Source organism: Streptomyces blastmyceticus (assembly GCF_039521185.1).
GTDB lineage: Bacteria > Actinomycetota > Actinomycetes > Streptomycetales > Streptomycetaceae > Streptomyces > Streptomyces blastmyceticus.
Map to the genome: position 1 here is coordinate 15617 of NZ_BAAABW010000022.1, position 21306 is coordinate 36922.

At 71.3% G+C, this 21306-nt stretch carries 17 protein-coding genes; 2 read left to right on the top strand and 15 right to left on the bottom strand.

Features of this window, described 5'->3' with window-relative positions; genetic code table 11:
* Window positions 1–11 precede the first annotated feature (11 nt).
* The 13 genes from ABD269_RS19735 to ABD269_RS19795 form a co-directional block, all read right to left on the bottom strand.
* On the bottom strand, window positions 12–1250 hold the full coding sequence (locus tag ABD269_RS19735) for an MFS transporter (protein ID WP_344119746.1): 1239 nt from the start codon (window positions 1248–1250) through the stop codon (window positions 12–14).
* Window positions 1251–1396: 146 nt separating this feature from the next.
* The gene (locus ABD269_RS19740; protein ID WP_079110552.1) at window positions 1397–1732 is read right to left on the bottom strand and encodes an RNA polymerase-binding protein RbpA; all 336 of its coding nucleotides are present in this window, start codon (window positions 1730–1732) and stop codon (window positions 1397–1399) included.
* A 184-nt stretch (window positions 1733–1916) separates the two neighbouring features.
* Window positions 1917–2147, bottom strand: a complete 231-nt coding sequence (secG, locus tag ABD269_RS19745) for a preprotein translocase subunit SecG (protein WP_301888223.1) — start codon at window positions 2145–2147, stop codon at window positions 1917–1919.
* 114 nt (window positions 2148–2261) lie between these two features.
* The gene (tpiA, locus tag ABD269_RS19750) at window positions 2262–3038 is read right to left on the bottom strand and encodes a triose-phosphate isomerase (RefSeq protein WP_301888221.1); all 777 of its coding nucleotides are present in this window, start codon (window positions 3036–3038) and stop codon (window positions 2262–2264) included.
* A gap of 6 nt (window positions 3039–3044) precedes the next feature.
* The gene (locus tag ABD269_RS19755) at window positions 3045–4256 is read right to left on the bottom strand and encodes a phosphoglycerate kinase (RefSeq protein ID WP_344119554.1); all 1212 of its coding nucleotides are present in this window, start codon (window positions 4254–4256) and stop codon (window positions 3045–3047) included.
* A gap of 124 nt (window positions 4257–4380) precedes the next feature.
* Window positions 4381–5385, bottom strand: coding sequence for a type I glyceraldehyde-3-phosphate dehydrogenase (gene gap / locus ABD269_RS19760; protein WP_301888219.1), 1005 nt, complete (start codon window positions 5383–5385; stop codon window positions 4381–4383).
* Window positions 5386–5506: 121 nt separating this feature from the next.
* Window positions 5507–8467, bottom strand: coding sequence for a M14 family metallopeptidase (locus tag ABD269_RS19765; protein WP_344119557.1), 2961 nt, complete (start codon window positions 8465–8467; stop codon window positions 5507–5509).
* A gap of 159 nt (window positions 8468–8626) precedes the next feature.
* Window positions 8627–9634: a DNA-binding protein WhiA gene (gene whiA / locus ABD269_RS19770; protein WP_116211143.1), complete on the bottom strand. Its 1008-nt coding sequence runs from the start codon at window positions 9632–9634 to the stop codon at window positions 8627–8629.
* A complete protein-coding gene (locus ABD269_RS19775; RefSeq protein ID WP_301888217.1) occupies window positions 9625–10665 on the bottom strand; it encodes a gluconeogenesis factor YvcK family protein in 1041 nt (346 codons plus the stop codon). Before ABD269_RS19775 ends, whiA begins: the two co-directional genes overlap by 10 nt.
* A complete protein-coding gene (gene rapZ, locus ABD269_RS19780; protein WP_344119561.1) occupies window positions 10662–11594 on the bottom strand; it encodes an RNase adapter RapZ in 933 nt (310 codons plus the stop codon). Before rapZ ends, ABD269_RS19775 begins: the two co-directional genes overlap by 4 nt.
* Window positions 11595–11733: 139 nt before the next feature.
* A complete protein-coding gene (gene uvrC, locus ABD269_RS19785; RefSeq protein ID WP_344119563.1) occupies window positions 11734–13719 on the bottom strand; it encodes an excinuclease ABC subunit UvrC in 1986 nt (661 codons plus the stop codon).
* A gap of 198 nt (window positions 13720–13917) precedes the next feature.
* A complete protein-coding gene (locus tag ABD269_RS19790; protein ID WP_344119565.1) occupies window positions 13918–14769 on the bottom strand; it encodes a hypothetical protein in 852 nt (283 codons plus the stop codon).
* Window positions 14770–14773: 4 nt separating this feature from the next.
* Entirely contained in the window at window positions 14774–15403 is a 630-nt protein-coding gene (locus ABD269_RS19795; protein ID WP_301888212.1) for a papain-like cysteine protease family protein, read from the bottom strand.
* 230 nt (window positions 15404–15633) lie between these two features.
* On the opposite strand from ABD269_RS19795, the gene ABD269_RS19800 reads away from it, so the two are divergent.
* Entirely contained in the window at window positions 15634–16581 is a 948-nt protein-coding gene (locus tag ABD269_RS19800; RefSeq protein WP_301888210.1) for a hypothetical protein, read from the top strand.
* Window positions 16582–16607: 26 nt separating this feature from the next.
* Here the strand turns inward: ABD269_RS19800 and ABD269_RS19805 are convergent, their stop codons facing one another.
* Window positions 16608–17060, bottom strand: a complete 453-nt coding sequence (locus tag ABD269_RS19805) for a Rieske (2Fe-2S) protein (protein WP_344119569.1) — start codon at window positions 17058–17060, stop codon at window positions 16608–16610.
* A gap of 136 nt (window positions 17061–17196) precedes the next feature.
* Here ABD269_RS19805 and ABD269_RS19810 point away from each other — a divergent pair, with 136 nt between their 5' ends.
* Window positions 17197–18132 carry a carbohydrate kinase family protein gene (locus tag ABD269_RS19810; RefSeq protein WP_344119572.1) on the top strand — a complete coding sequence of 312 codons (936 nt, stop codon included), beginning with the start codon at window positions 17197–17199 and terminating at the stop codon, window positions 18130–18132.
* A 135-nt stretch (window positions 18133–18267) separates the two neighbouring features.
* Here the strand turns inward: ABD269_RS19810 and uvrA are convergent, their stop codons facing one another.
* Window positions 18268–21249: an excinuclease ABC subunit UvrA gene (gene uvrA, locus ABD269_RS19815; RefSeq protein ID WP_344119574.1), complete on the bottom strand. Its 2982-nt coding sequence runs from the start codon at window positions 21247–21249 to the stop codon at window positions 18268–18270.
* Window positions 21250–21306 lie beyond the last annotated feature (57 nt).

Consider the following 21306-nt stretch of genomic DNA (forward strand, 5'->3'; position numbering starts at 1 on the left):
AACCTATGTGATCAGAGCGCGGTATGAGATGTCGTGCCGTGTCCGGCGCGGTCCACCGCGGGCAGCAGGGCGAGGACCGCGAGCGCGAGCAGGGCCGAGGCCAGGAGCATGGGGGTGTTCAGCCCCCATGCGGTGGCGGCCGCTCCCCCGGCCAGGGCCCCGAACGGCGCCCCGGCGACGGCGAGGGTGCGGAAGGCGGCGCTGATCCGCCCGAGCATCCCCTCCGGGGCGCGCTGCTGCATCAGCGTCGTCTGGGTGACGTTCCAGACCATGCCGGAGAAGCCGAAGAGGCCCAGGGCGACGACGGCGACCGGCAGTTCGCGCACCGTACCGAGCGCCACCAGGCAGGCCGTCTGGAGGACCCCGACCGGCAGTATGCTGCGCACCGGCCCGAAGCGCTCCACGAGCCGGCCCGCCGACAGCCCTCCGGCGACCCCGCCCACGCCGTACGCGGCGAGGGTGGCCGCGTAGCCTCCGTGGCCGCCGTGCAGCCATCCGGTGACCAGCAGCGGCAGGGTCGCGATGAGCGCCCCGATCGCCACGTTGCAGAGCGTGGTGGACACGCACAGCGCGCGGAGCGTGCCGTCGCGCCACAGCGCCCGCAGACCTTGGGCCATCTCCTGGCGGAGCGTGCGCCCGGCCGGGCGCGGCTCCCGCGCGGGCGCCGGTATCCGCAGGGTCGCCACGAGGGCGGCCGCCAGCAGATAGGTGGTGGCGTCCACCGCGAAGGGCATCGCGGCGCCCACGGCGAGCAGCACCGGGACCAGGGGCGCGCCCAGGAACGCCCCGGCTATCTGCTGCCCGGTCATCAGCCGGGCATTGGCCCTGCCGAGCCCGTCCCGGGGCACCACGGCGGGCAGCAGGGCGGTGGCCGCGTTGTCGAAGAGGGTCTGCAGGGTGGTGAGGAGGAAGGCGAGCGCGATCAGGAGCCCGATCGTGGCGTGCCCGAGGGCGACGGCGGCCGCGAAGGCGGCGACCAGCGCGCCGCGGAGCACGTCCACCGTCCACATCGCCCGCCGCTGGTCGACCCGGTCGGCGACCGCGCCGCCCAGCAGTCCGAAGAGGAGCCAGGGCAGGAAGCCGCTCGCCGTCACCAGCGAGACGAGCAGCGGCGAGTCCGTGAGGGAGACGGCGAGCAGCGGGAGCGCGGCGCCGCGCAGCGCGTCACCGAGGCGCGAGACGACGGCCGCCGACCACAGCCGCCCGAAGCCGCCCCGAACTTCCGCCCGGCTCCCGTGCGTTGATGTGATCGGTACGACCTTAGGTTCCTCGACCGCCGCCACGATTCCCCCTCAAGGATGGCTCTGCCGAAGACCGTAGCGGCCACCACTGACAACGGCCCGGCTGCGCGCCTTCTCAGGTGCGCGGCCGGGCCGCTTCGGTCGGTGGTGCCGTTTCAGATCTCCCCGCGGAGCTTCGCGAGCGCCTCGGCGAGGATCGCCTCGCCGTCCGCGTCGCTGCGCCGCTCCCGGACGTACGCGAGGTGGGTCTTGTACGGCTCGGTGCGGGGCGGGTCGGGCGGGCTGTCCCGGTCCTGGCCGGCCGGGAAGCCGCAGCGCGGGCAGTCCCAGGTGTCCGGCACCTGTGCGTCGCTGGCGAAGCTCGGCTGCGTCTCGTGCCCGTTCGAGCACCAGAAGGAGATGCGGAGGCGAGGTGCGGACTCGCCGCGCTCGGCCTCTCCCATCGGCCCCGCTCCGACCCGACTTCCTCGGATCGCGTTGCCACTTGCCACGGTCGTAACTCCCTGCGTGATGGTGCTGCACGGTGCCAAATAGCGGCTGCGCCGCGGGGTCGAAGAAAGGCCTCCGCTGCGGGCGCCCCAGTCTACGTAAGGCCCAACGCGCGTCCAGTGGCAGGAGTTACAGCCCGGCCGCCAGGACGCGACCTCAATGATAGGCCGCGTCCACGACGGTGCGTCAGCTATCGAGCTTCATCAGCAGGCCGAGTGCGACAATGCACGCAAACCACAGCAGACCGATCACGACGGTGATCCGGTCGAGATTCCGCTCGGCGACCGAGGAGCCGCCGACCGAGGACTGCATGCCGCCGCCGAACATATCGGACAGGCCGCCGCCCTTCCCCTTGTGCATGAGCACCAGCATCATCATCAGCAGGCTGAAGACGATGAGGGCGATCGAGAACCCCATGACCACGGCTGGACCAACTCTCTCGGACTGGAACGGTGAGGGGCCGGGCGGCTGATAAACACCGGTCCCGGCCCCGACAGGGTACGACGGGGAGCACCCGTCGTCATAGCTCGCTTACTGGTCGCGGAAGCGGACGATCTTGACGAAGTCGTCCACGTCCAGCGCGGCACCGCCGATCAGGGCGCCGTCGACGTCCGGCTGCGCCATGATCGCGGCGATGTTGCCGGACTTGACGGAGCCGCCGTACTGGATGCGCACCTTGTCGGCCAGCTCGCGGCCGTAGAGCTCGGCGAGGCGGCCGCGGATCGCACCGCAGACCTCCTGCGCGTCCTCGGGCGTGGCGACCTCGCCGGTGCCGATGGCCCAGACGGGCTCGTAGGCGATGACGATGCTCTCGGCCTGCTCGGCCGGGACGTCCTTCAGGGCGCCGTCGACCTGCGCGAGGGTGTGCGCGACCTGGGCGCCGGCCTTGCGGACCTCCAGGCCCTCGCCGACGCAGAGGATCGGGGTGATCCCGTGCCGGTAGGCGGCCTTGACCTTGGCGTTGCAGACCTCGTCGGTCTCGCCGTGGTACTGGCGGCGCTCGGAGTGGCCGACGGCCACGTAGGAGCACTTGAGCTTGGACAGCATCGCGCCGGAGATCTCGCCGGTGTAGGCACCGGAGTCGTACGCCGAGAGGTCCTGGGCGCCGTACTTGATCTTGAGCTTGTCGCCGTCGACCAGGGTCTGCACCGAGCGCAGGTCCACGAAGGGCGGCAGGACGGCGACCTCGGTGTGGTCGTAGTCCTTGTCGGCGAGCGCGAAGGAGAGCTTCTGGACGTGTGCGATGGCCTCGAGGTGGTTGAGGTTCATCTTCCAGTTGCCCGCCATCAGCGGGGTACGTTCACTCACGGTGGTTCAGTCCTCCAGTGCGGCGAGGCCGGGGAGCGTCTTGCCCTCGAGGTATTCGAGGCTGGCGCCGCCGCCGGTCGAGATGTGGCCGAAGGCGTTCTCGTCGAAGCCCAGGATGCGCACGGCGGCGGCGGAGTCGCCACCGCCCACGACGGTGAAGGCCTCGCTGTCGAGGAGGCCCTGGGCGACGGCCTTGGTGCCGTTGGCGTAGTCGGGGTGCTCGAAGACGCCCATGGGACCGTTCCAGAAGACGGTGCCCGCGTCGGCGAGCTTCGCGGCGTAGAGCTCGCGCGTCTTCGGGCCGATGTCCAGGCCCTCCTTGTCCGCCGGGATGGCGTCCGAGGAGACGGTCTCCGGGTTGGCCGGAGCCTTGGTCTTCAGGTCCGGGAAGTCGGCCGAGACCAGGACGTCGACGGGGAGGACGAACTCCACGCCGCGCTTCTCGGCCCGGGCCAGGTACTCCAGGCAGACCGGGATCTGGTCCTCCTGGAGCAGGGAGATGCCGACCTCGTGGCCCTTGGCCTTGAGGAAGGTGTAGGACATGCCGCCGCCGATGAGGATGCGGTCGGCCTTCTCCAGCAGGTTGTCGATGACACCCAGCTTGTCGGAGACCTTGGCACCGCCGAGAACCACGACGTACGGGCGCGCGACGTCATCGGTCAGCTTCTTCAGGACGCCGACCTCGGTGGCGATCAGGTCGCCCGCGGCGTGCGGGAGGCGCGCCGGGAGGTCGAAGACCGAGGCGTGCTTGCGGTGCACGGCGCCGAAGCCGTCACCCACATAGAGGTCGGCAAGCGACGCGAGCTGATCGGCGAAAGCGCCGCGCTCCGCGTCGTCCTTGCTGGTCTCGCCCGCGTTGAAACGGAGGTTCTCCAGCAGCGTGACCTCGCCGTTCGCCAGTGCGGCGACGGTGGCCTTCGCGCTGTCACCGACCGTGTCGGTGGCGAACGAGACATTCTTGCCCAGGATCTCGCCGAGCCGCACGGCGGCGGGAGCGAGCGAGAACACGGGGTCCGGGGCGCCCTTGGGGCGGCCCAGGTGCGAGGCGACGATCACCTTCGCGCCCGCGGCGGCGAGCTTGGCGATCGTCGGGGCGACGGCGCGGATGCGGCCGTCGTCGGTGATGGTGGTCCCGTCGAGCGGCACGTTGAGGTCGGCGCGGACGAAGACCCGCTTGCCCTCGACACCGTCCTGGAGAAGTTCGTCGATCGTCTTCATGCAGTGACTCCGTGACTTCCGTAAGGGTCAGTCATGAGACGGGGCTCGTACGACGCTCCATCGCGTCGTACGAGCCCTGTCCCTTACATCTCTGTTGCCTACGACTGTGCGAGTCGGGCGAAGATCAGAGCTGGCCGCCGACGAAGACGGTCAGGTCGACCAGGCGGTTGGAGTAGCCCCACTCGTTGTCGTACCAGCCGACGACCTTGACCTGGTTGCCCTGGACCATGGTCAGGGAGGAGTCGAAGGTGCAGGAGGCCGGCCAGTTCACGATGTCGGAGGAGACGATCGCGTCCTCGGTGTACTCCAGGATGCCCTTGAGCTGACCCTCGGCGGCCTTCTGGAAGGCGGCGTTGATCTCTTCCTTGCTGGTCTCGCGGTCGAGCTCGAGGACCAGGTCGGTGACCGAGCCGGTCGGGACCGGGACGCGCATGGCGATGCCGTCCAGCTTGCCCTTCAGCTGCGGGAGGACCAGCGCGGTGGCCTTGGCGGCACCGGTCGAGGTCGGGATGATGTTCTCCGCGGCGGCGCGGGCGCGGCGCAGGTCGGAGTGCGGGAAGTCCAGGATCCGCTGGTCGTTGGTGTACGCGTGGACCGTGGTCATCATGCCCTTGACGATGCCGAAGTTCTCGTCGAGAACCTTGGCCATCGGCGCCACGCAGTTGGTGGTGCAGGAGGCGTTGGAGATGACGTGGTGGCTGGCCGCGTCGTACTTGTCCTGGTTGACGCCCATGACGATCGTGATGTCCTCGTCCTTGGCGGGCGCGGAGATCAGGACCTTCTTGGCACCGGCCGCGATGTGCTTCGCGGCGTCGGCCTTCTTGGTGAAGATGCCGGTGGACTCGATGACGATGTCGGCGCCCAGCTCGGCCCACGGCAGGTTCGCCGGGTCGCGCTCGGCCATCGTCTTGAAGGTCATGTCACCGACGGTGATCGAGTCGTCGGTGTGGCTGACCTCCTGCTTCAGACGACCCAGGATGGTGTCGTACTTCAGCAGGTGGACCAGGGTGGCGTTGTCGGTCAGGTCGTTGACACCGACGATCTGGATGTCCGCACCCTGCTCCAGCAGCGCGCGGAAGTAGTTACGACCGATACGGCCAAAGCCGTTGATGCCTACGCGGATCGTCACGAACCGATCTCCTCGTTGGTGTGCCGGTCTGTCACCCGGCGAGCTGTATGGGATGTCCCCGACCACCACTGACCCTACCTCCAACAGCAGGGGGACGTGACATTGGCGGACCCCTCACACGTCAGCTGTCAATGGCGTGCAACACATTGCCGAGCAGACGAGCGCGCGCCTTCCCATTTGATACGTGTTCGAGACCGAAACCCAGCAGTGCCGTGTCCCGGGTGGTGACCGCCGCGGAGAAGTGGACGAACTCCTGAGAGCGCGCCCAGTCGCCCGTATTTCCGGGGCTGCCGGCAGGCGGTCCGGGCACGCTCCAGGGGCCCAGGGAGGACTCGAAGCCCTCGGTGGGCTGTGCGGTGGCGCCGATGGTGAGGGTGGTGTTGTCGGCGAAGACGCCGCGGCCCCCGGTGCCCGGGTCGGTGACGTAGGAGAGGACCACCTCGGCCTTCCTGCCCGCGAAGGCGCTCAGGTCGAAGGAGACCTGCCGCCAGCCGTCGGAGGAGCCGGTGAAGGCGTGCCAGGCGCCGGTGGTGCCCTGCCCGGCGCAGGAGCTGCCACGGAGCGTGAGGTAGTGGGCAAGGAAGGGGTGCAGCCGGAGGAGGGAGTCGCAGTCGGCGGGCACCTTGTCGGTGGTGCCGCCCCGGGCGTCGGGCAGGGTGGTCCAGTCGTCCCGGCCGACCGTGTGCGCCTCCAGGACGGCGTTGTCGTAGCCCTGCTCGGTGTCGTGGCTGAGCCACAGCCCCAGCGCCGGCTTGTCGGCCGCGGTCGCGCCGGTGAGGTCGACCGTGCGCGACAGCCGCATCCAGGCGTTGTCCTGGTGCCGGGCGGCTGCCATCCAGGATCCCTCGTACGGCTGGAAGGGGGACCGCATGCCCGTGTAGTCGCCGGCGGGCGCGCTGCGGAACTGCGGGAAGTCCGCGGGCGGCAGCTCGTCGGAGATCGAGCTGTAGGCGCCCGCCGCGGTGAGCGGGCTGCCGGGCGCGCCGGTGAGGTCGGCCGAGGTGCCCTTGAGCTTGCCGGCGCCGTCGAAGCGCGGCGGCCCGGGCTCGGAGACGCGGCCGCCCGCGCCCAGGTAGTACTGGCTGAAGTCGTCGGTGTCGGCCGGGCCGACCCGCGCGCTGCCGCCCGCCTGCGTCCCGGCGGCGACGACCTTGCCCCCGGCGTTGATGAAGTCGCGCACGGCGAGCAGGGTGTCGCCTCCGGGCCGGTTCGCGCCGGAGTACCACACCACGGTCCCGAAGTGGCCGAGCACGCCGAGCGCGTGGGGCGCGCCCTGCCGTGCGACGTCCCAGACGGCGGCCTTGCGGCCGTTGTCGGCAAGGGCCTTGGTGTAGACGTCCACGTTGCGGGCGGCCGTCGTGCCGCCCTCGTCGGCGAGCACGAGGGTGTCGGCGCGGGGGCGCTTCGCGACCGTGTACGTGAACGGCTCGCCGGCGGTGGGCTTGCCGTCGCGCGTACGGCCGGTGAACCAGACCTGGACGGTTGATCCGGGGTCGGCGCCCTCGACCTGGGCGCGGTACTGGTCGAAGCGGAGGTTGTCCCGGCCGCCGTAGCGCTTGCCGCCCTCCCACGCCTCCAGCGGCGCGGTGTGCGTACGGCCGCCGTCGACGCGGTAGTTGAGGCGCTTGTCGCGCAGGCTCTTGCGGGCGGTGACGGCGACGTCCTGTTCCTCGCCGCGCGCGTAGGAGGTGGTGAAGGTGTCGGGGGTGAAGTCCGGTGCGCTCAGGCCGACGGAGGAGACCGGCCGGTCGTCGCCCGCCTTGTTGGCGGCGGTCTCGGCGACGGAGAGCGCGAAGGGGAGGTTCTTGGTGAACTCCCGCTGGATCAGCTTCTCGTCGTCGGGGAAGGTGAAGGAGGAGCGGCAGTCGGCCGGGTCCCAGCGGTGGTCGGGGTCGCCCTTGGCCGCGGTCTGGCAGGTCGACATCTCCGGGGTGAACATCATCGTGCCGTTGACGTTGGCCGCGTGGCCGTCGGCCTCGCCGTTGGTGGTGTAGAGCTCGGAGGAGAGCTGGGGGCGGTAGCCGGGGATCGCGGAATTCTCCGGGGTGCCGGCGAGCGCCTTGTAGAGGACGTCGTCCGGGGTGGGCGTGGCGACCTGCCAGCCGACGCCGTAGAGCAGCAGCTCGGCCGCGGAGTGGTAGTTGACGGCGTAGGTGAAGTGGACGCGCTTCTCGAAGGCGTCCAGGGCGCGGGTCTCCGGCTCGGAGGCGGGGGACGGCCCGCGGTAGGTCTCGGAGGCCGGGTCGGGGGACGAGCCCTCGTTGTCGTAGCCCCATTTGTAGGGGAAGTTGCGGTTGAGGTCGACGCCGTCCGCGGAGGTGATCTTTCCGTCGCCGTTGTTGTCCCGCAGGTTCTTGCGCCACAGGCGGGTGTCCGGGCTCCGGAAGGTGTAGTCGTAGCCGTCGGGGTTGGCGGAGAGCACGAACCACAGCTCGGAGCGGTCGACCAGCCTGGTGATCCGGTCGTCCTTGCCGTAGCCGTCGAGGTAGTGGTGCATCAGCCGCCGGGTCATCTCGGGCGTGATCCACTCGCGGGCGTGCTGGTTGGACATGTAGAGCACGGCCGGTCTGGCGCCGTCGCGGGTGTGCCCGGCGTCCTTGGTGACCTTCAGGGCCAGAATGTCCTGGCCGCGCACGGTCTTGCCGATGCTCTCGACCTTGGTGAGGCCGGGGTGCGCCCGCCCGGTGTTGACGATCTCCTCCTCCAGGCCGCCCTTGGGCCCGTACGGGCGGAAGACTCCGTCACCGGCGGCCTCGATCCGCTCCAGGGTCTTCTCGGGGACGCGCTTCTCGGTGAGGTCCACGCCCTGTCGGCGCAAGTCCGCGGCCTGGGTCCCGGTGAGGGTCAGCTCGACCGGTGCGCTGTGGCCGACGGTGACCCGCTCGCCCAGCTCATGGCCGTCGATGCCCGCCGCGAGCAGCAGCGGGATCTGCGCGGAGGTGACCTTGGCGGTCCATACGGAGAGGGTGCCGCCGTCGGCGGTGGTGCGCGGAGCGGGTTGCGCGTGTGCGAAGGGTGCGGCGGCCAGCCCGCCGATCACCAGCGAAGCGGCCGCGAGGAACGATCTCGCCCTGCGTCTCATGAGCCCCCCTTGCTGTGGTCCGGCACATCGGATGCACGCACGCAAGGCTGATGAAACGCTCATGATCATGTCAACGGGGCATCGAGCGCCGGACGGCCGGAAAGACCGGCCCGCCCGGCGCTCAGGATCGGGGGTCCCCGGTTTCCCGGGGTATCCGGGTCAGCCGACCATGCCCTCGGCGAGCTCCTCCGAGAGGTCGGAGAGGTCCGAGAGGTTCGACTCCGTGCCCGGGATGCCCAGGTCCTGGGCCCGCTTGTCGGCCATCGCCAGCAGCCGCCGGATCCGGCCGGCGACGGCGTCCTTGGTCAGCGGCGGGTCGGCGAGGGCGCCCAGCTCCTCCAGGGAGGCCTGCTTGTGCTCCATGCGCAGCCGGCCCGCGGCGGCGAGGTGCTCGGGGACCTCCTCGCCGAGGATCTCCAGCGCGCGCTGGACCCGGGCGCCCGCGGCGACCGCGGCGCGCGCCGAGCGGCGCAGATTGGCATCGTCGAAATTGGCGAGGCGGTTGGCCGTGGCCCGCACCTCGCGGCGCATCCGCCGCTCCTCCCAGGCGAGCACGGATTCATGCGCACCCAGGCGCGTCAACAGCGCGCCGATCGCGTCACCGTCCCGGACGACCACCCGGTCCACGCCGCGCACCTCGCGCGCCTTGGCCGCGATCTGCAGCCTGCGGGCCGCCCCGACCAGCGCCAGCGCCGCCTCGGGCCCGGGGCAGGTCACCTCCAGGGAGGAGGAGCGGCCGGGCTCGGTGAGCGAGCCGTGGGCCAGGAAGGCGCCGCGCCAGGCGGCCTCCGCGTCACACGTGGCACCGGAGACCACCTGCGGCGGAAGCCCGCGGATCGGCCGGCCGCGGCCGTCGACCAGGCCGGTCTGGCGGGCCAGCTGGTCACCGCCCGCCACCACCCGCACCACGTACCGGCTGCCGCGGCGCAGCCCGCCGGGGGCCATCACCACCAGGTCGGAGGTGTGCCCGAAGATCTCCAGGATGTCCTTGCGCAGCCGTCGGGCCGCGATCCCGGTGTCCAGCTCCGCCTCGATCACAATGCGCCCGCTGACCAGGTGCAGCCCGCCCGCGAACCGCAGGATCGCCGAGACCTCCGCTTTCCGGCAGCAGGTCCGGGTGACGGGGAGCCGGGAGATTTCATCCTTCACCGCTGCCGTCATCGCCATGGGCCGATCCTTCCATGCATCCGAAAAATACGGTCGTACGCGGCGGCCAACAGCTCCGGGTCGTGCGTCGGGGAGCCGTCGGGCGAGGCGACCGGCGCCAGCTCGACCGCGGCCCCCAGGCGCTTGGCGGCGTCGGTGAGGCTCTGCCGGTCGGGCACGGCGGCCTCGTCGGCCAGCACCACGTCCAGGGCGAGTTTAGGGGCGTGTCGGGCCAAAACCTCCAAATGACGCTGCGGGGAGAAGCCATCGGTTTCGCCGGGCTGCGGCGCGAGGTTCAGCGAGAGCACCCGGCGGGCCTTGGTCTGCTGGAGCGCTTCGAGCAGCTCGGGCACCAGCAGGTGCGGGATCACGGAGGAGAACCAGGAGCCCGGCCCGAGCACCACCCAGTCGGCGTCGAGGACCGCTTCCACGGCCTCGGGCACGGCGGGCGGGTCCTCCGGCACGACGTGCACGGACTGCACCTCGCCGCGGGTCAGCGCCACGGTGGCCTGGCCGCGCACGGTGCTGATCGCCTCGGGCTCGGCCGGGTCGTGGCCCCGGACGAGCGCCTGGAGCTCCAGCGGCACCGCGGACATGGGCAGCACCCGGCCGTGCGCGCCGAGGAGCTTGCCGACCAGGTCCAGGGCCTGTACGTGGTCGCCGAGCTGCTCCCACAGGGCGACGATCAGCAGATTGCCGACGGCGTGTCCGTGCAGGTCGCCCTCGCTGGCGAAGCGGTGCTTGATGACCCGGGCCCAGGTCTGGCCCCAGTCGTCGTCGCCGCACAGCGCGGCGAGCGCCTTGCGCAGGTCGCCGGGGGGCAGCACGCCCAGCTCGTCGCGGAGCCGGCCGCTGGAGCCGCCGTCGTCGGCGACGGTGACGACGGCGGTCAGGTCGCCGGTGATCCGGCGCAGGGCGGCCAGCGACGCGGACAGACCGTGGCCGCCGCCGAGGGCGACGACCTTGGGCTGTGCGCCGCGGCCGGCCCGGCCACCCGCCCGGGCGGGGACGAGCCTGCGGCCGCGGCGCAGCCGGAACGTGCGGCCGGTCACTCGCGCCCCATGTCCCGGTGGACGACCACGGTCTCGACACCCTCCGAGGCCAGGCGGTGGGCGAGCTTCTCGGACATCGCCACCGAGCGGTGCTTGCCGCCGGTGCAGCCGACCGCGATGGTCACATAGCGCTTGCCCTCGCGGCGGTAGCCCGCGGCGATCAGCTGGAGCAGCTCGGTGTAGCGGTCGAGGAACTCCTTGGCGCCGGGCTGGTTGAAGACATAGCCCGAGACCTCCTCGTTGAGCCCGGTGAAGGGGCGCAGCTCGGGGACCCAGTGCGGGTTGGGCAGGAAGCGGCAGTCGACCACGAGGTCGGCGTCGACGGGCAGGCCGTACTTGTAGCCGAACGACATGACGGTGGCCCGCAGCTCCGGCTCCTCCTCGCCCGCGAACTGGGCGTCCATCTTGGCGCGCAGCTCGTGGACGTTGAGGCTGGAGGTGTCGATCACCAGGTCGGCGTCGCCGCGCAGCTCGCGCAGCAGGTCGCGCTCGGCGGCGATGCCGTCGACGATGCGCCCGGAACCCTGGAGGGGGTGCGGGCGGCGCACGGACTCGAAGCGGCGCACCAGGGCGTCGTCGGAGGCCTCCAGGAAGATCACGCGGCGCTTGACCTTCTTGGCGGCGAGGTCCGCGAGGGACTCCCGGAGGTTGTCGAAGAAGCGGCGGCCGCGGACGTCCACGACCACGGCGATCCGGGCCACGTTGCCCTGCGAGCGGGCGCCGAGGTCCACCATGGTGGGGATCAGGGCGGGCGGCAGGTTGTCCACGACGAACCAGCCGAGGTCCTCCAGGCACTTGGCGGCGGTGCTGCGGCCCGCCCCCGACATGCCGGAGATGATCACCAGTTCGGGGATGCCCGCCGCCTCACCGGCCGCGTCCGCCGTCGTGCCCGTACTCACCTGTGCTCCGTCTCGATCGGTCCCGGTCATGCTGCTACCCCCGTTCTGCGGACGGTGCCGCGGGCGCGGCGCCGTCTTCTCATACTGCGGTCTCCCGGTGTCCGTGACCGGGACGGCGTTCGCCGCCCGGCCTCGGGCCGCCGGCCGATGCCGTGGGCGTCCACGTCCATCATTCCTCCGCATCGTCCATGATCTCGCCTGTCGCGGTGTTGACGGCAGGGGCCGGCGGCGCCGTCGCGGCGAGTGCGGCGGCGATCGTCTCGGCCGTCTTGCGGCCGATGCCCGGCGTCTCGCAGATCTGCTCGACCGTCGCGGCCCGCAGCCGCTTGACCGAACCGAAGTGCTTGATCAGCGCCCGCTTGCGGGTCTCCCCGAGGCCGGCGACGTCGTCGAGCGGACCGGCCTTCATGGTCTTGGCGCGCTTGCTGCGCTGGTAGGAGATCGCGAAGCGGTGTGCCTCGTCCCGGACGCGCTGGAGGAGGTAGAGGCCCTCGCTGGTACGCGGCAGGACGACGGGATCGTCGTCGTCGGGCAGCCAGACCTCTTCGAGGCGCTTGGCGAGGCCGCAGACGGCCACGTCGCTGATGCCGAGGTCGTCCAGGGCCCGCCGGGCGGCGGCGACCTGCGGCTGCCCGCCGTCGACCACGACGAGCTGCGGCGGATAGGCGAACCGCTTGGGCCGGTCGTCCTCGGTGCGGACGGGGCCGTCCCCGTCCTCCTCGACGGCGTTCTCCTCGGACCACTCCCCCGCCTTCTGCTGCTCCGCCAGATAGCGGCGGAAGCGGCGGCCGACGACCTCGTGCATCGAGCGGACGTCGTCCTGCCCCTCGAAGCTCTTGATCTGGAAGCGGCGGTACTCGCTCTTGCGGGCGAGGCCGTCCTCGAAGACGACCATGGACGCCACCACGTCCTGCCCCTGGAGGTGGGAGATGTCGAAGCACTCGATGCGCAGCGGGGCGGAGTCCAGGCCGAGGGCCTCGGCGATCTCCTCCAGGGCGCGGGAGCGGGTGGTGAGGTCGGAGGCGCGCTTGGTCTTGTGGAGCGCGAGGGCCTGCGCGGCGTTGCGCTGGACCGTGGCCATCAGGTCCTTCTTGTCGCCGCGCTGCGGGATGCGCAGGTCGACCCGGGAGCCGCGGCGCTCGGTGAGCCACTGGCCGACGGGTCCGACCGGGTCCGGCAGGGCGGGGACGAGGACCTCCTTGGGGACGGCGTCGCCCTTCTCCTCGCCGTAGAGCTGCTGGAGTGCGTGCTCGACCAGGCCCGCGGTGTCGACGGCCTCGACCTTGTCGGTCACCCAGCCGCGCTGGCCGCGCACCCGTCCGCCGCGCACGTGGAAGATCTGCACGGCGGCTTCCAGCTCGTCCTCTGCGACGGCGATCAGGTCGGCGTCGGTGGCGTCGGCGAGCACCACCGCGCTCTTCTCCATGGCGCGGCGGAGCGCTTCTATGTCGTCGCGGAGCCTGGCCGCCTTCTCGTATTCCATCTCCTCGGCGGCATCGTGCATCCGCTGTTCCAAACGGCGGATGTACGCGCCGGTACGCCCGGCCATGAAGTCGCAGAATTCCTCTGCGAGTTCGCGGTGCTCCTGGGGGGTGACGCGGCCGACGCACGGGGCGGAGCACTTGCCGATGTAGCCGAGCAGACAGGGGCGGCCGATCTGGGCGGAGCGCTTGAACACCCCGGCGGAGCAGGTGCGTACGGGAAAGACGCGCAGCATCAGGTCGACGGTCTCGCGGATCGCCCAGGCGTGGGCGTACGGGCCGAAGTAGCGCACGCCCTTCTTCTTGGGGCCGCGCATGACCTGCACGCGCGGGAACTCCTCGTTCAGGGTGACGGCGAGGGAGGGGTAGCTCTTGTCGTCGCGGTACTTGACGTTGAAGCGCGGGTCGTACTCCTTGATCCAGGAGTATTCGAGCTGGAGCGCCTCGACCTCGGTGGAGACCACGGTCCACTCGACGGAGGCCGCGGTGGTGACCATGGTGCGCGTGCGCGGGTGCAGGCCGGCGAGATCCTGGAAGTACGAGGAGAGCCGCTGGCGCAGGCTCTTCGCCTTCCCGACGTAGATCACGCGGCCGTGCTCGTCACGGAATTTGTAGACCCCCGGCGAGTCGGGGATCTGTCCCGGCTTGGGTCGGTAGCTGCTGGGGTCGGCCATGTCACACACCCTACTTGCGGGCAGTGACAACTCCGTCGTCCAGCCGTGGCGGGCACCAGTTCCGGGCCGTCGGCGGGCGTCACGCCTCCGGCCCCGGCGAGTGCGCGCCGGGGCCGGAGCGGGAGCGTTGTGGGGCCGCCCCCTGGTGCGGGTGGTCCGGTGCGGGCCGCGTCGGCGCGGCCCGCCGGCGGGCCGCGGTCAGCCGCGGCGCCGCCTCCGGCGGACCACCAGGGCGGAGGCGCCGAGGGCCAGGGCCGCGCCCGCGGCCGTCGCGGTGGAGGCCGCGTTCAGCGGGCTCCCCGCGCCGGTCCGCGCCGCGGACGCCGTCCGGACCTCTGCCGTCCTCTCCGCCGTCCCGCCGGCCGGCTTCTCCGCGTAGCCGCCGGCCATTCCCTGCCGGGCGTACGCGGAGCCCGGCAGCTTGTCGCCGTACGCCCGGTGGACGCGGGCCCGGTAGCTGTCGACGGTGGTGCCCTCGGCGCCGATCGCCCGGGTGGCGTCCTCGTCGAGCGGCAGGACCCGGTCGCCGCGCTGGACGTACCAGGCGTCGATCTGCGGTTCGCGGAAGACGGTGCCGCCGCCGAGCTTCTTCGCGCCCTCGGCCGCGTAGCGCGTCTCGTCGTCGCCGGTGGCGATGTTGACGACCTTCCAGGCGCTCCCGTCCTTCACCGTCCACACCGACGCCTTCTGCCCGTCGGCCGAGACCGCCTCGCTGGCGAGGAATTCGAGCTTGGCCACCGGGGCACCTGTCTTGCCCGCCACGAACTCGGGGGCGAGCGTGTAGACCGGCACCGTCGCGCCGTCGATCCTCGGCTGCGCCTTGGCCTTGGCGACGGCTCCGTCGCGGGCGAAGAAGCGGGAGAGGGTGTCGAGCGTCGTGGGGGCGGCCGCCGCGTCGTGCGCGGCCGCGATTCCCGCGGCGGGCGGGGCGAGGGGGGCGGGGACCGGGTTGCCGTCGGCGTGCGCGAGGGGGGCGAGGCCGAGGAGGGCCGCGGTGAGCGCTCCGGCGGCCGCCGCGCGGGCTGCGTTCTTCCTGGTGTGCGTGCTCATGTCCTCACGCCCCGATCCGGTAGAGCGAGTGGGTCCAGGAGAACTGGTCGTTGTTGACGTACCAGCTGTGCGAGGCCCAGTTGTAGCGGTTGTTGGACGGCCACGGGTCGCCCCAGTAGACCCAGCTGTCGGAGTCGTCGTACCCGTAGAGGACGTGCATGTGGCCGCCGCCGGAGGACCACTGGATGCGGGTCTCCACGGGCCGGTTGGCGCTGATCTCGCTCTGCACGGTCGAGTAGCGCAGCCAGCCGGTCACGTACGAGCCGGAGTTGATGCCCGCCCAGTCGAGGGCGTTCTGCACATTGCCCAGGGTGGCCTGGTTGTTGGGGCACTCCGTGCCCTGCTGCCGGTTGAAGGCGGCGTTGCAGAACTGGTTCTGGCTGTAGTTGCGCCCGAACCAGGTGGCGATGGTGTTGCCGGAGCCCGCCCAGCACCAATTGGTCTTCTGCTGGGCCTGCATGGTGATGTTGAGCTTCTTCGACGCGGCGAGACCCGGCTGGTTGCCGCCCGTCGCGGCGCTCGCCGTGGTGGGGACGGCGAGCAGTGCGGAGGCGACCAGTGCGGCGACGGACAGCCGTCTGCCGCGTATACGGCTCTTTCCGGTCTTTTTCTGTTGTGCCGATGCACGGGACATGGACGTTCCTCCCGAGGCGGGGGGTTGAAACGGAGGAGCGCGTCCGGACGCTGATCAGGAGCATCAGGGTGTTGTCAGTGACTGGTCAACAGGTTTCAATGCTGGGTGAGCCGACGGTGTGAACAGCGCGAACCGGGTGTGAACGGCCGGTGCCCGGCCAAGAGGATCACATCGGTCCAGTGGCCCGGACCGCTCCTGCCACCGGTGAATATTCACAGAGGGGCGAGCGGATGGCACAGAGCGGCATACCGACCGATGCGGCCGAGAACGAACTGGCGCAGGCCCTGCGCACCGGGCCGTTCCACCTGGCGCTGCGGACCGCGCTGTCCGTGCGCGGGCTCGCCCTGCACCGGGTGCAGCACCGGCTCGCGCAGCGCGGCGTACGGGTCGGGGTGACGAGCCTCAGCTACTGGCAGCAGGGCGCGCGGCGGCCCCAGCGGCCCGAGTCGCTGCGTGCGGTGCGCATGCTGGAGGACGTCCTGGAGCTCCCCCCGCAGTCCCTTACCCGGCTCCTCGAACCCCTGGAGCCGCGCACCGGGGCGGAACGGCCCGCCGCCCGCTCGTACCGCTCCCTGGTCGAGGAGTCGCGCGCGCTGGAACGGCTGCTGGCGGAGCTGGAGTCACCGGCCGACGGCGGTCTGCACACCGTCTGCCATCTGGAACGGGTCCTGATCGGCGCCGGGCGCGAGCTCCTGGAGCGCGACTCGCAGCACGTCGTCCGCGCGCACCGGGACGGTGTGGACCGCTATGTCGCCATCCATCACGGGGACACCGGCTGCGACCCCGGGCAGGTGGCGGTGCGGGCCACCGAGAACTGCCGGGTGGGGCGCGTGCGGTGGCACGCCAGGGCCGGTGTCCTCGTGGCCGAGCTGCTCTTCGACACCCGGCTGCGGGCCGGGGAGACCTACGTCTTCGGCTACGGCTTCGAGGACGGCACGGCCGGGCCGAGCAGCGAGTACGTACGGGGGTTCAGCTTCGCGGGCGGGCAGTACGTCCTCCAGGTCCGCTTCGACGGCGCGGCGCTGCCGGTGCGCTGCCGCAGGTTCGCCCAGAGCTCCGCGGGGGCGCCGCGCGCCGGGCAGCAGGAGCTGACGCTGGCGGGGCGGCACCGCGGGGTGCATCTGGTGGAACAAGGGGTGCGCCCGGGGATCCTGGGGATCGCCTGGGACTGGTCGTGAGCGGCCCGGCCCTCGCCGGTGCCCCGTCAGGCGTCCGGGCCCGCGATCAGCTTGCCGTCGGCCAGCTTGACCGGGACGGCGGGCAGGGGCGCGCCGGCCGGGCCCTGGAGGACCTTGCCGGTGGCCGGGTCGAACTTGCTGCCGTGGCACGGGCAGCTGATCTTCCCGTCCTCGATCTTGTCGACGACACAGCCGGCGTGCGTGCACACCGCGCTGAACGCCTTGTACTCCCCCTTGGCGGGCTGCGAGACGACCAGGCGCTGCTCGCGGTAGAGCCGCGCCCCGCCGACCGGGACATCGGCCGGGGCCCCGAGGTCCACCGGGGCCGTGGGGGTGGCCGCGCCCTTGGCGCCGCCCGGACCGCCGCCCGAGCACGCCGTGACGCCGAGCCCGGCGGCGCCTGCCAGCGCGGCGCCTCGCAGCGCGGTGCGGCGGTCCATGGGGAAGGCGGCAGAAGCCTCGGGGGCGGGGCTTGTCATGGGTGCTCCAACGGTGAACTGCGGATACGACGCGTCGACCCTACCGGCACCCAGAATTCCGCTTGAGGCCCCTCGGGTCGGGCGGCGACATGGCAGGCTGGGCCCGGCAGGAAGCGGCCGGGAAAGGATGCTCCTCGTGATCGTCGTAGCCGGAGAGGCCCTGATCGACCTGGTGCCGGGAGAAGCCGGGGACGGCGTGCTCCCCGCACTGCTGCCGCGGCGTGGCGGCGGCCCGTACAACACCGCTGTGGCGCTCGGGCGGTTGGGCGCGCCCGCCGCCTTCTGTTCCCGGGTGTCGGCGGACGGCTTCGGCGAGGCGCTGCTGGCCGGGCTCCGGGCGGCGGGGGTCGATGTCTCACTGGTGCAGCGCGGGCCGGAGCCGACGACGCTCGCGGTGGCCGACGTCGGCGCGGACGGCTCCGCGGGCTACGCGTTCTACGCGGAGGGCACCGCGGACCGCCTGTTCGAGCTTCCGGGGCCGCTGCCGGAGACGGTGTCGGCACTGTGCCTGGGCACCTGTTCACTGGTGCTGGAGCCGGGCGCGAGCGCGTACGAGGCGCTGCTGCGCAGGGAGGCGGAGCGCGGGGTGTTCACGCTCCTGGACCCCAATGTCCGGGCGGGCCTGATCCCCGACGCGTCCGCCTACCGCGCCCGCTTCCGCTCCTGGCTGCCCCATGTGACCCTGCTGAAGCTGTCCGAGGAGGACGCCCGGTGGCTGGGCGGCTCCCCGGAGCAGTGGCTGACAGAAGGCCCCGCCGCGGTGGTCGTCACACACGGGGCGGCGGGCCTGTCCGTCCACACCCGGTCCGGCACCCGCCACTCGGTCCCGGCCCCCGCGGTCGAGGTCGTGGACACGATCGGCGCGGGCGACACGGTGAACGCGGCGCTGCTCCATGGACTGGCGGAGCGGGGTGCGCTGTCGCGCGGGGCGCTGGACACGGTGCCCTGGCCGGACGTCCTGCGCTTCGCGGCCCACGCGGCGGCACTCGCATGCACACACGCGGGGGCGGAGCCGTTGCCGCCTGCGGCGGGAGCTCCCTGCGGGAGCGTCCTCAAACGCCGGACGGGCTGATTTCGCGGACCGTAGCCAGCGAATCCAGCCCGTCCGGCGTTTGAGGACAGCGCGCGAAGCGTGCTTCGGGGGTCTGGGGGCTTGCCCCCAGTTTCGGGAAGGGGCGGGGCTGGGGAACAAGCCCGCCGCAGGCGGCTACGCCTTCCGCGCCCGAACGGCCTTCTTCGCCGGAGCCTTCGCCGCGACAGTCTTCTTCGCGGCAGCCTTCTTCACGGGCGCCTTCTTCACAGGCGCCTTCTTCGCCCGCGCCCGCGCCACCGGCGCCGAATCACTCACCCGCTCCCCCAGCAACTCCCGCAGGAACTTGCCCGTGTGACTGTCCGGCACAGAAGCAACCGCTTCCGGCGTGCCCTCCGCGATGACGTAGCCACCGCCGCTGCCGCCCTCCGGGCCCATGTCGACGACCCAGTCGGCCGTCTTGATGACGTCGAGGTTGTGCTCGATGACGATGACGCTGTTGCCCTTTTCGACCAGACCCGACAGCACCGAGATCAGCTTGCTGATGTCCTCGAAGTGCAGCCCGGTGGTGGGCTCGTCGAGCACGTACACCGTGCGGCCGGTGGAGCGCTTCTGCAGCTCGCTGGCGAGCTTCACGCGCTGGGCCTCGCCGCCGGAGAGCGTGGGCGCGGACTGCCCGAGCCTGACGTAGCCGAGCCCGACCTCGTGCAGGGTGCGCAGGTGCCGCGCGATGGTCGGCACGGCCTCGAAGAAGTCGAGCGCCTCCTCGATCGGCATGTCCAGCACCTCGGCGATGGACTTGCCCTTGTAGTGCACCTCCAGGGTCTCCCGGTTGTAGCGCGCACCGTGGCAGACCTCGCACGGAACGTACACATCCGGCAGGAAGTTCATCTCGATCTTGATGGTCCCGTCGCCGGAGCAGTTCTCGCAGCGGCCGCCCTTGACGTTGAAGGAGAAGCGGCCCGGCAGATAGCCGCGCACCTTCGCCTCCATCGTCTCCGCGAAGAGCTTGCGGACGTGGTCGAAGACGCCTGTGTACGTCGCGGGGTTGGAGCGCGGCGTACGGCCGATGGGCGACTGGTCGACGTGGACGACCTTGTCGACGAGGTCGTCGCCGTCCACGCGCGTGTGCCGGCCGGGAACGGCGCGGGCGCCGTTCAGCTCGCGGGCCAGGTGGGTGTAGAGGATGTCGTTGACGAGCGTCGACTTGCCGGAGCCGGAGACGCCGGTGACGGCCGTGAACACGCCGAGCGGGAAGGACACGTCGATGTCCTGGAGGTTGTTCTCCCGGGCTCCGCGCACCGTCAGCTGCCGGTCGAGGTCGACGGGGCGCCGCTCGATCGGGGTGGCGATGGCCTTCTTGCCGGAGAGATACTGCCCCGTCATCGACTCCTTGTTGCGCAGCAGGTCCTTCAACGGACCGCTGTGCACCACCTTGCCGCCGTGCTCGCCCGCGCCGGGGCCGATGTCCACGACCCAGTCCGCGACCTTGATGGTGTCCTCGTCGTGCTCGACGACGATGAGGGTGTTACCCATGTCGCGCAGGCGCACGAGCGTCTCGATGAGGCGGTGGTTGTCGCGCTGGTGCAGGCCGATGGACGGTTCGTCCAGCACGTAGAGGACGCCGACGAGGCCGGAGCCGATCTGGGTGGCGAGCCGGATGCGCTGGGCCTCGCCGCCGGAGAGGGTGCCCGCGGCGCGGTTGAGCGAGAGGTAGTCCAGGCCGACGTCGACCAGGAACTTCAGCCGCTCGTTGACCTCCTTGAGGACCCGCTCGGCGATCTTCTTCTCGCGGCCGGTGAGCTTCATCTCCCGCAGGAAGTCGGCGCATTCACTGATCGACATCGCGGCGACCTCGGCGATGGACCGCCCCTGCACGGTGACCGCGAGCACGATCGGCTTGAGCCGGGTGCCCTCGCAGGTCGGGCAGGGCACCTCGCGCATATAGCCCTCGAAGCGCTCGCGGCTGGAGTCGCTCTCGGCCTCGGAGTGGCGCCGCTTGACGAAGGGCACGGCGCCCTCGAAGGCGGTGGTGTACGCGCGCTCGCGGCCGTAGCGGTTGCGGTAGCGCACCTCGATCTGGGTCTTGTGGCCGTTGAGGAGCGCCTTCCTGGCCCGCAGGGGCAGCCCGGCCCAGGGGATGTCCGTACGGAACCCGAGCTCGTCGGCCAGGGCGCCGACGAGGCGGCTGAAGTAGTCCTTGGTGTGGCCGTGCGACCAGGGGTTGATCGCGCCCTCGTCGAGGGACTTGTCCTCGTCGGGGACGATCAGCTCCGGGTCGACCTCCATCCGGCTGCCGATGCCGGTGCAGTCGGGGCAGGCGCCGAAGGGGGAGTTGAAGGAGAAGGAGCGCGGCTCCAGCTCCTCGAAGGACAGGTCGTCGTACGCGCAGTAGAGGTGCTCGGAATACATCCGCTCGCGCTCGGGGTCGTCCTCGGCGAGGTCGACGAAGTCGAGGATCACCATGCCGCCGGAGAGGCCCAGGGCGGTCTCGACCGAGTCGGTCAGCCGGCGCTTGGCGCTGTCCTTGACGGTGAGGCGGTCGATGACCACCTCGATGGTGTGCTTCTCCTGCTTCTTGAGCTTGGGCGGGTCGGAGAGCTGGATGGTCTCGCCGTCGACCCGGGCCCTGCTGTAGCCCTTGGTCTGGAGGTCGGCGAAGAGGTCGACGAACTCGCCCTTGCGCTCGCGCACCAGCGGGGAGAGCACCTGGAAGCGGCTGCCCTCGGGCAGCTCAAGGACCTTGTCCACGATCGCCTGCGGCGACTGGCGGGAGATGGGCCGCCCGCACTCGGGGCAGTGCGGCCTGCCGATGCGGGCGAAGAGCAGGCGGAGGTAGTCGTAGACCTCGGTGATGGTGCCGACCGTGGAGCGCGGGTTGCGCGAGGTCGACTTCTGGTCGATGGACACGGCCGGGGACAGGCCCTCGATGAAGTCCACGTCGGGCTTGTCCATCTGCCCGAGGAACTGCCGTGCGTAGGAGGAGAGGGACTCGACGTAACGACGCTGCCCCTCGGCGAAGATCGTGTCGAACGCGAGGGACGACTTGCCCGACCCGGAGAGCCCCGTGAAGACGATGAGCGAGTCACGGGGGAGGTCGAGCGAGACGTTCTTGAGGTTGTGCTCGCGAGCGCCACGGACGATGAGACGGTCAGCCACGCCGGTCGGCACCTTTCTTGAGAGCGATGGGATGCGCCGCACCCCCGACCCAGGGTA

Excerpts from the sequence above, each read along its gene's own strand:
- secG (WP_301888223.1), bottom strand. The coding sequence starts at position 2,147 with ATGGGGTTCTCGATCGCCCTCATCGTCTTCAGCCTGCTGATGATGATG.
- ABD269_RS19755 (WP_344119554.1), bottom strand. The coding sequence starts at position 4,256 with ATGAAGACGATCGACGAACTTCTCCAGGACGGTGTCGAGGGCAAGCGG.
- ABD269_RS19765 (WP_344119557.1), bottom strand. The coding sequence starts at position 8,467 with ATGAGACGCAGGGCGAGATCGTTCCTCGCGGCCGCTTCGCTGGTGATC.
- whiA (WP_116211143.1), bottom strand. The coding sequence starts at position 9,634 with ATGGCGATGACGGCAGCGGTGAAGGATGAAATCTCCCGGCTCCCCGTC.
- rapZ (WP_344119561.1), bottom strand. The coding sequence starts at position 11,594 with ATGACCGGGACCGATCGAGACGGAGCACAGGTGAGTACGGGCACGACG.
- uvrC (WP_344119563.1), bottom strand. The coding sequence starts at position 13,719 with ATGGCCGACCCCAGCAGCTACCGACCCAAGCCGGGACAGATCCCCGAC.
- ABD269_RS19790 (WP_344119565.1), bottom strand. The coding sequence starts at position 14,769 with ATGAGCACGCACACCAGGAAGAACGCAGCCCGCGCGGCGGCCGCCGGA.
- ABD269_RS19795 (WP_301888212.1), bottom strand. The coding sequence starts at position 15,403 with ATGTCCCGTGCATCGGCACAACAGAAAAAGACCGGAAAGAGCCGTATA.
- ABD269_RS19800 (WP_301888210.1), top strand. The coding sequence starts at position 15,634 with ATGGCACAGAGCGGCATACCGACCGATGCGGCCGAGAACGAACTGGCG.
- ABD269_RS19805 (WP_344119569.1), bottom strand. The coding sequence starts at position 17,060 with ATGACAAGCCCCGCCCCCGAGGCTTCTGCCGCCTTCCCCATGGACCGC.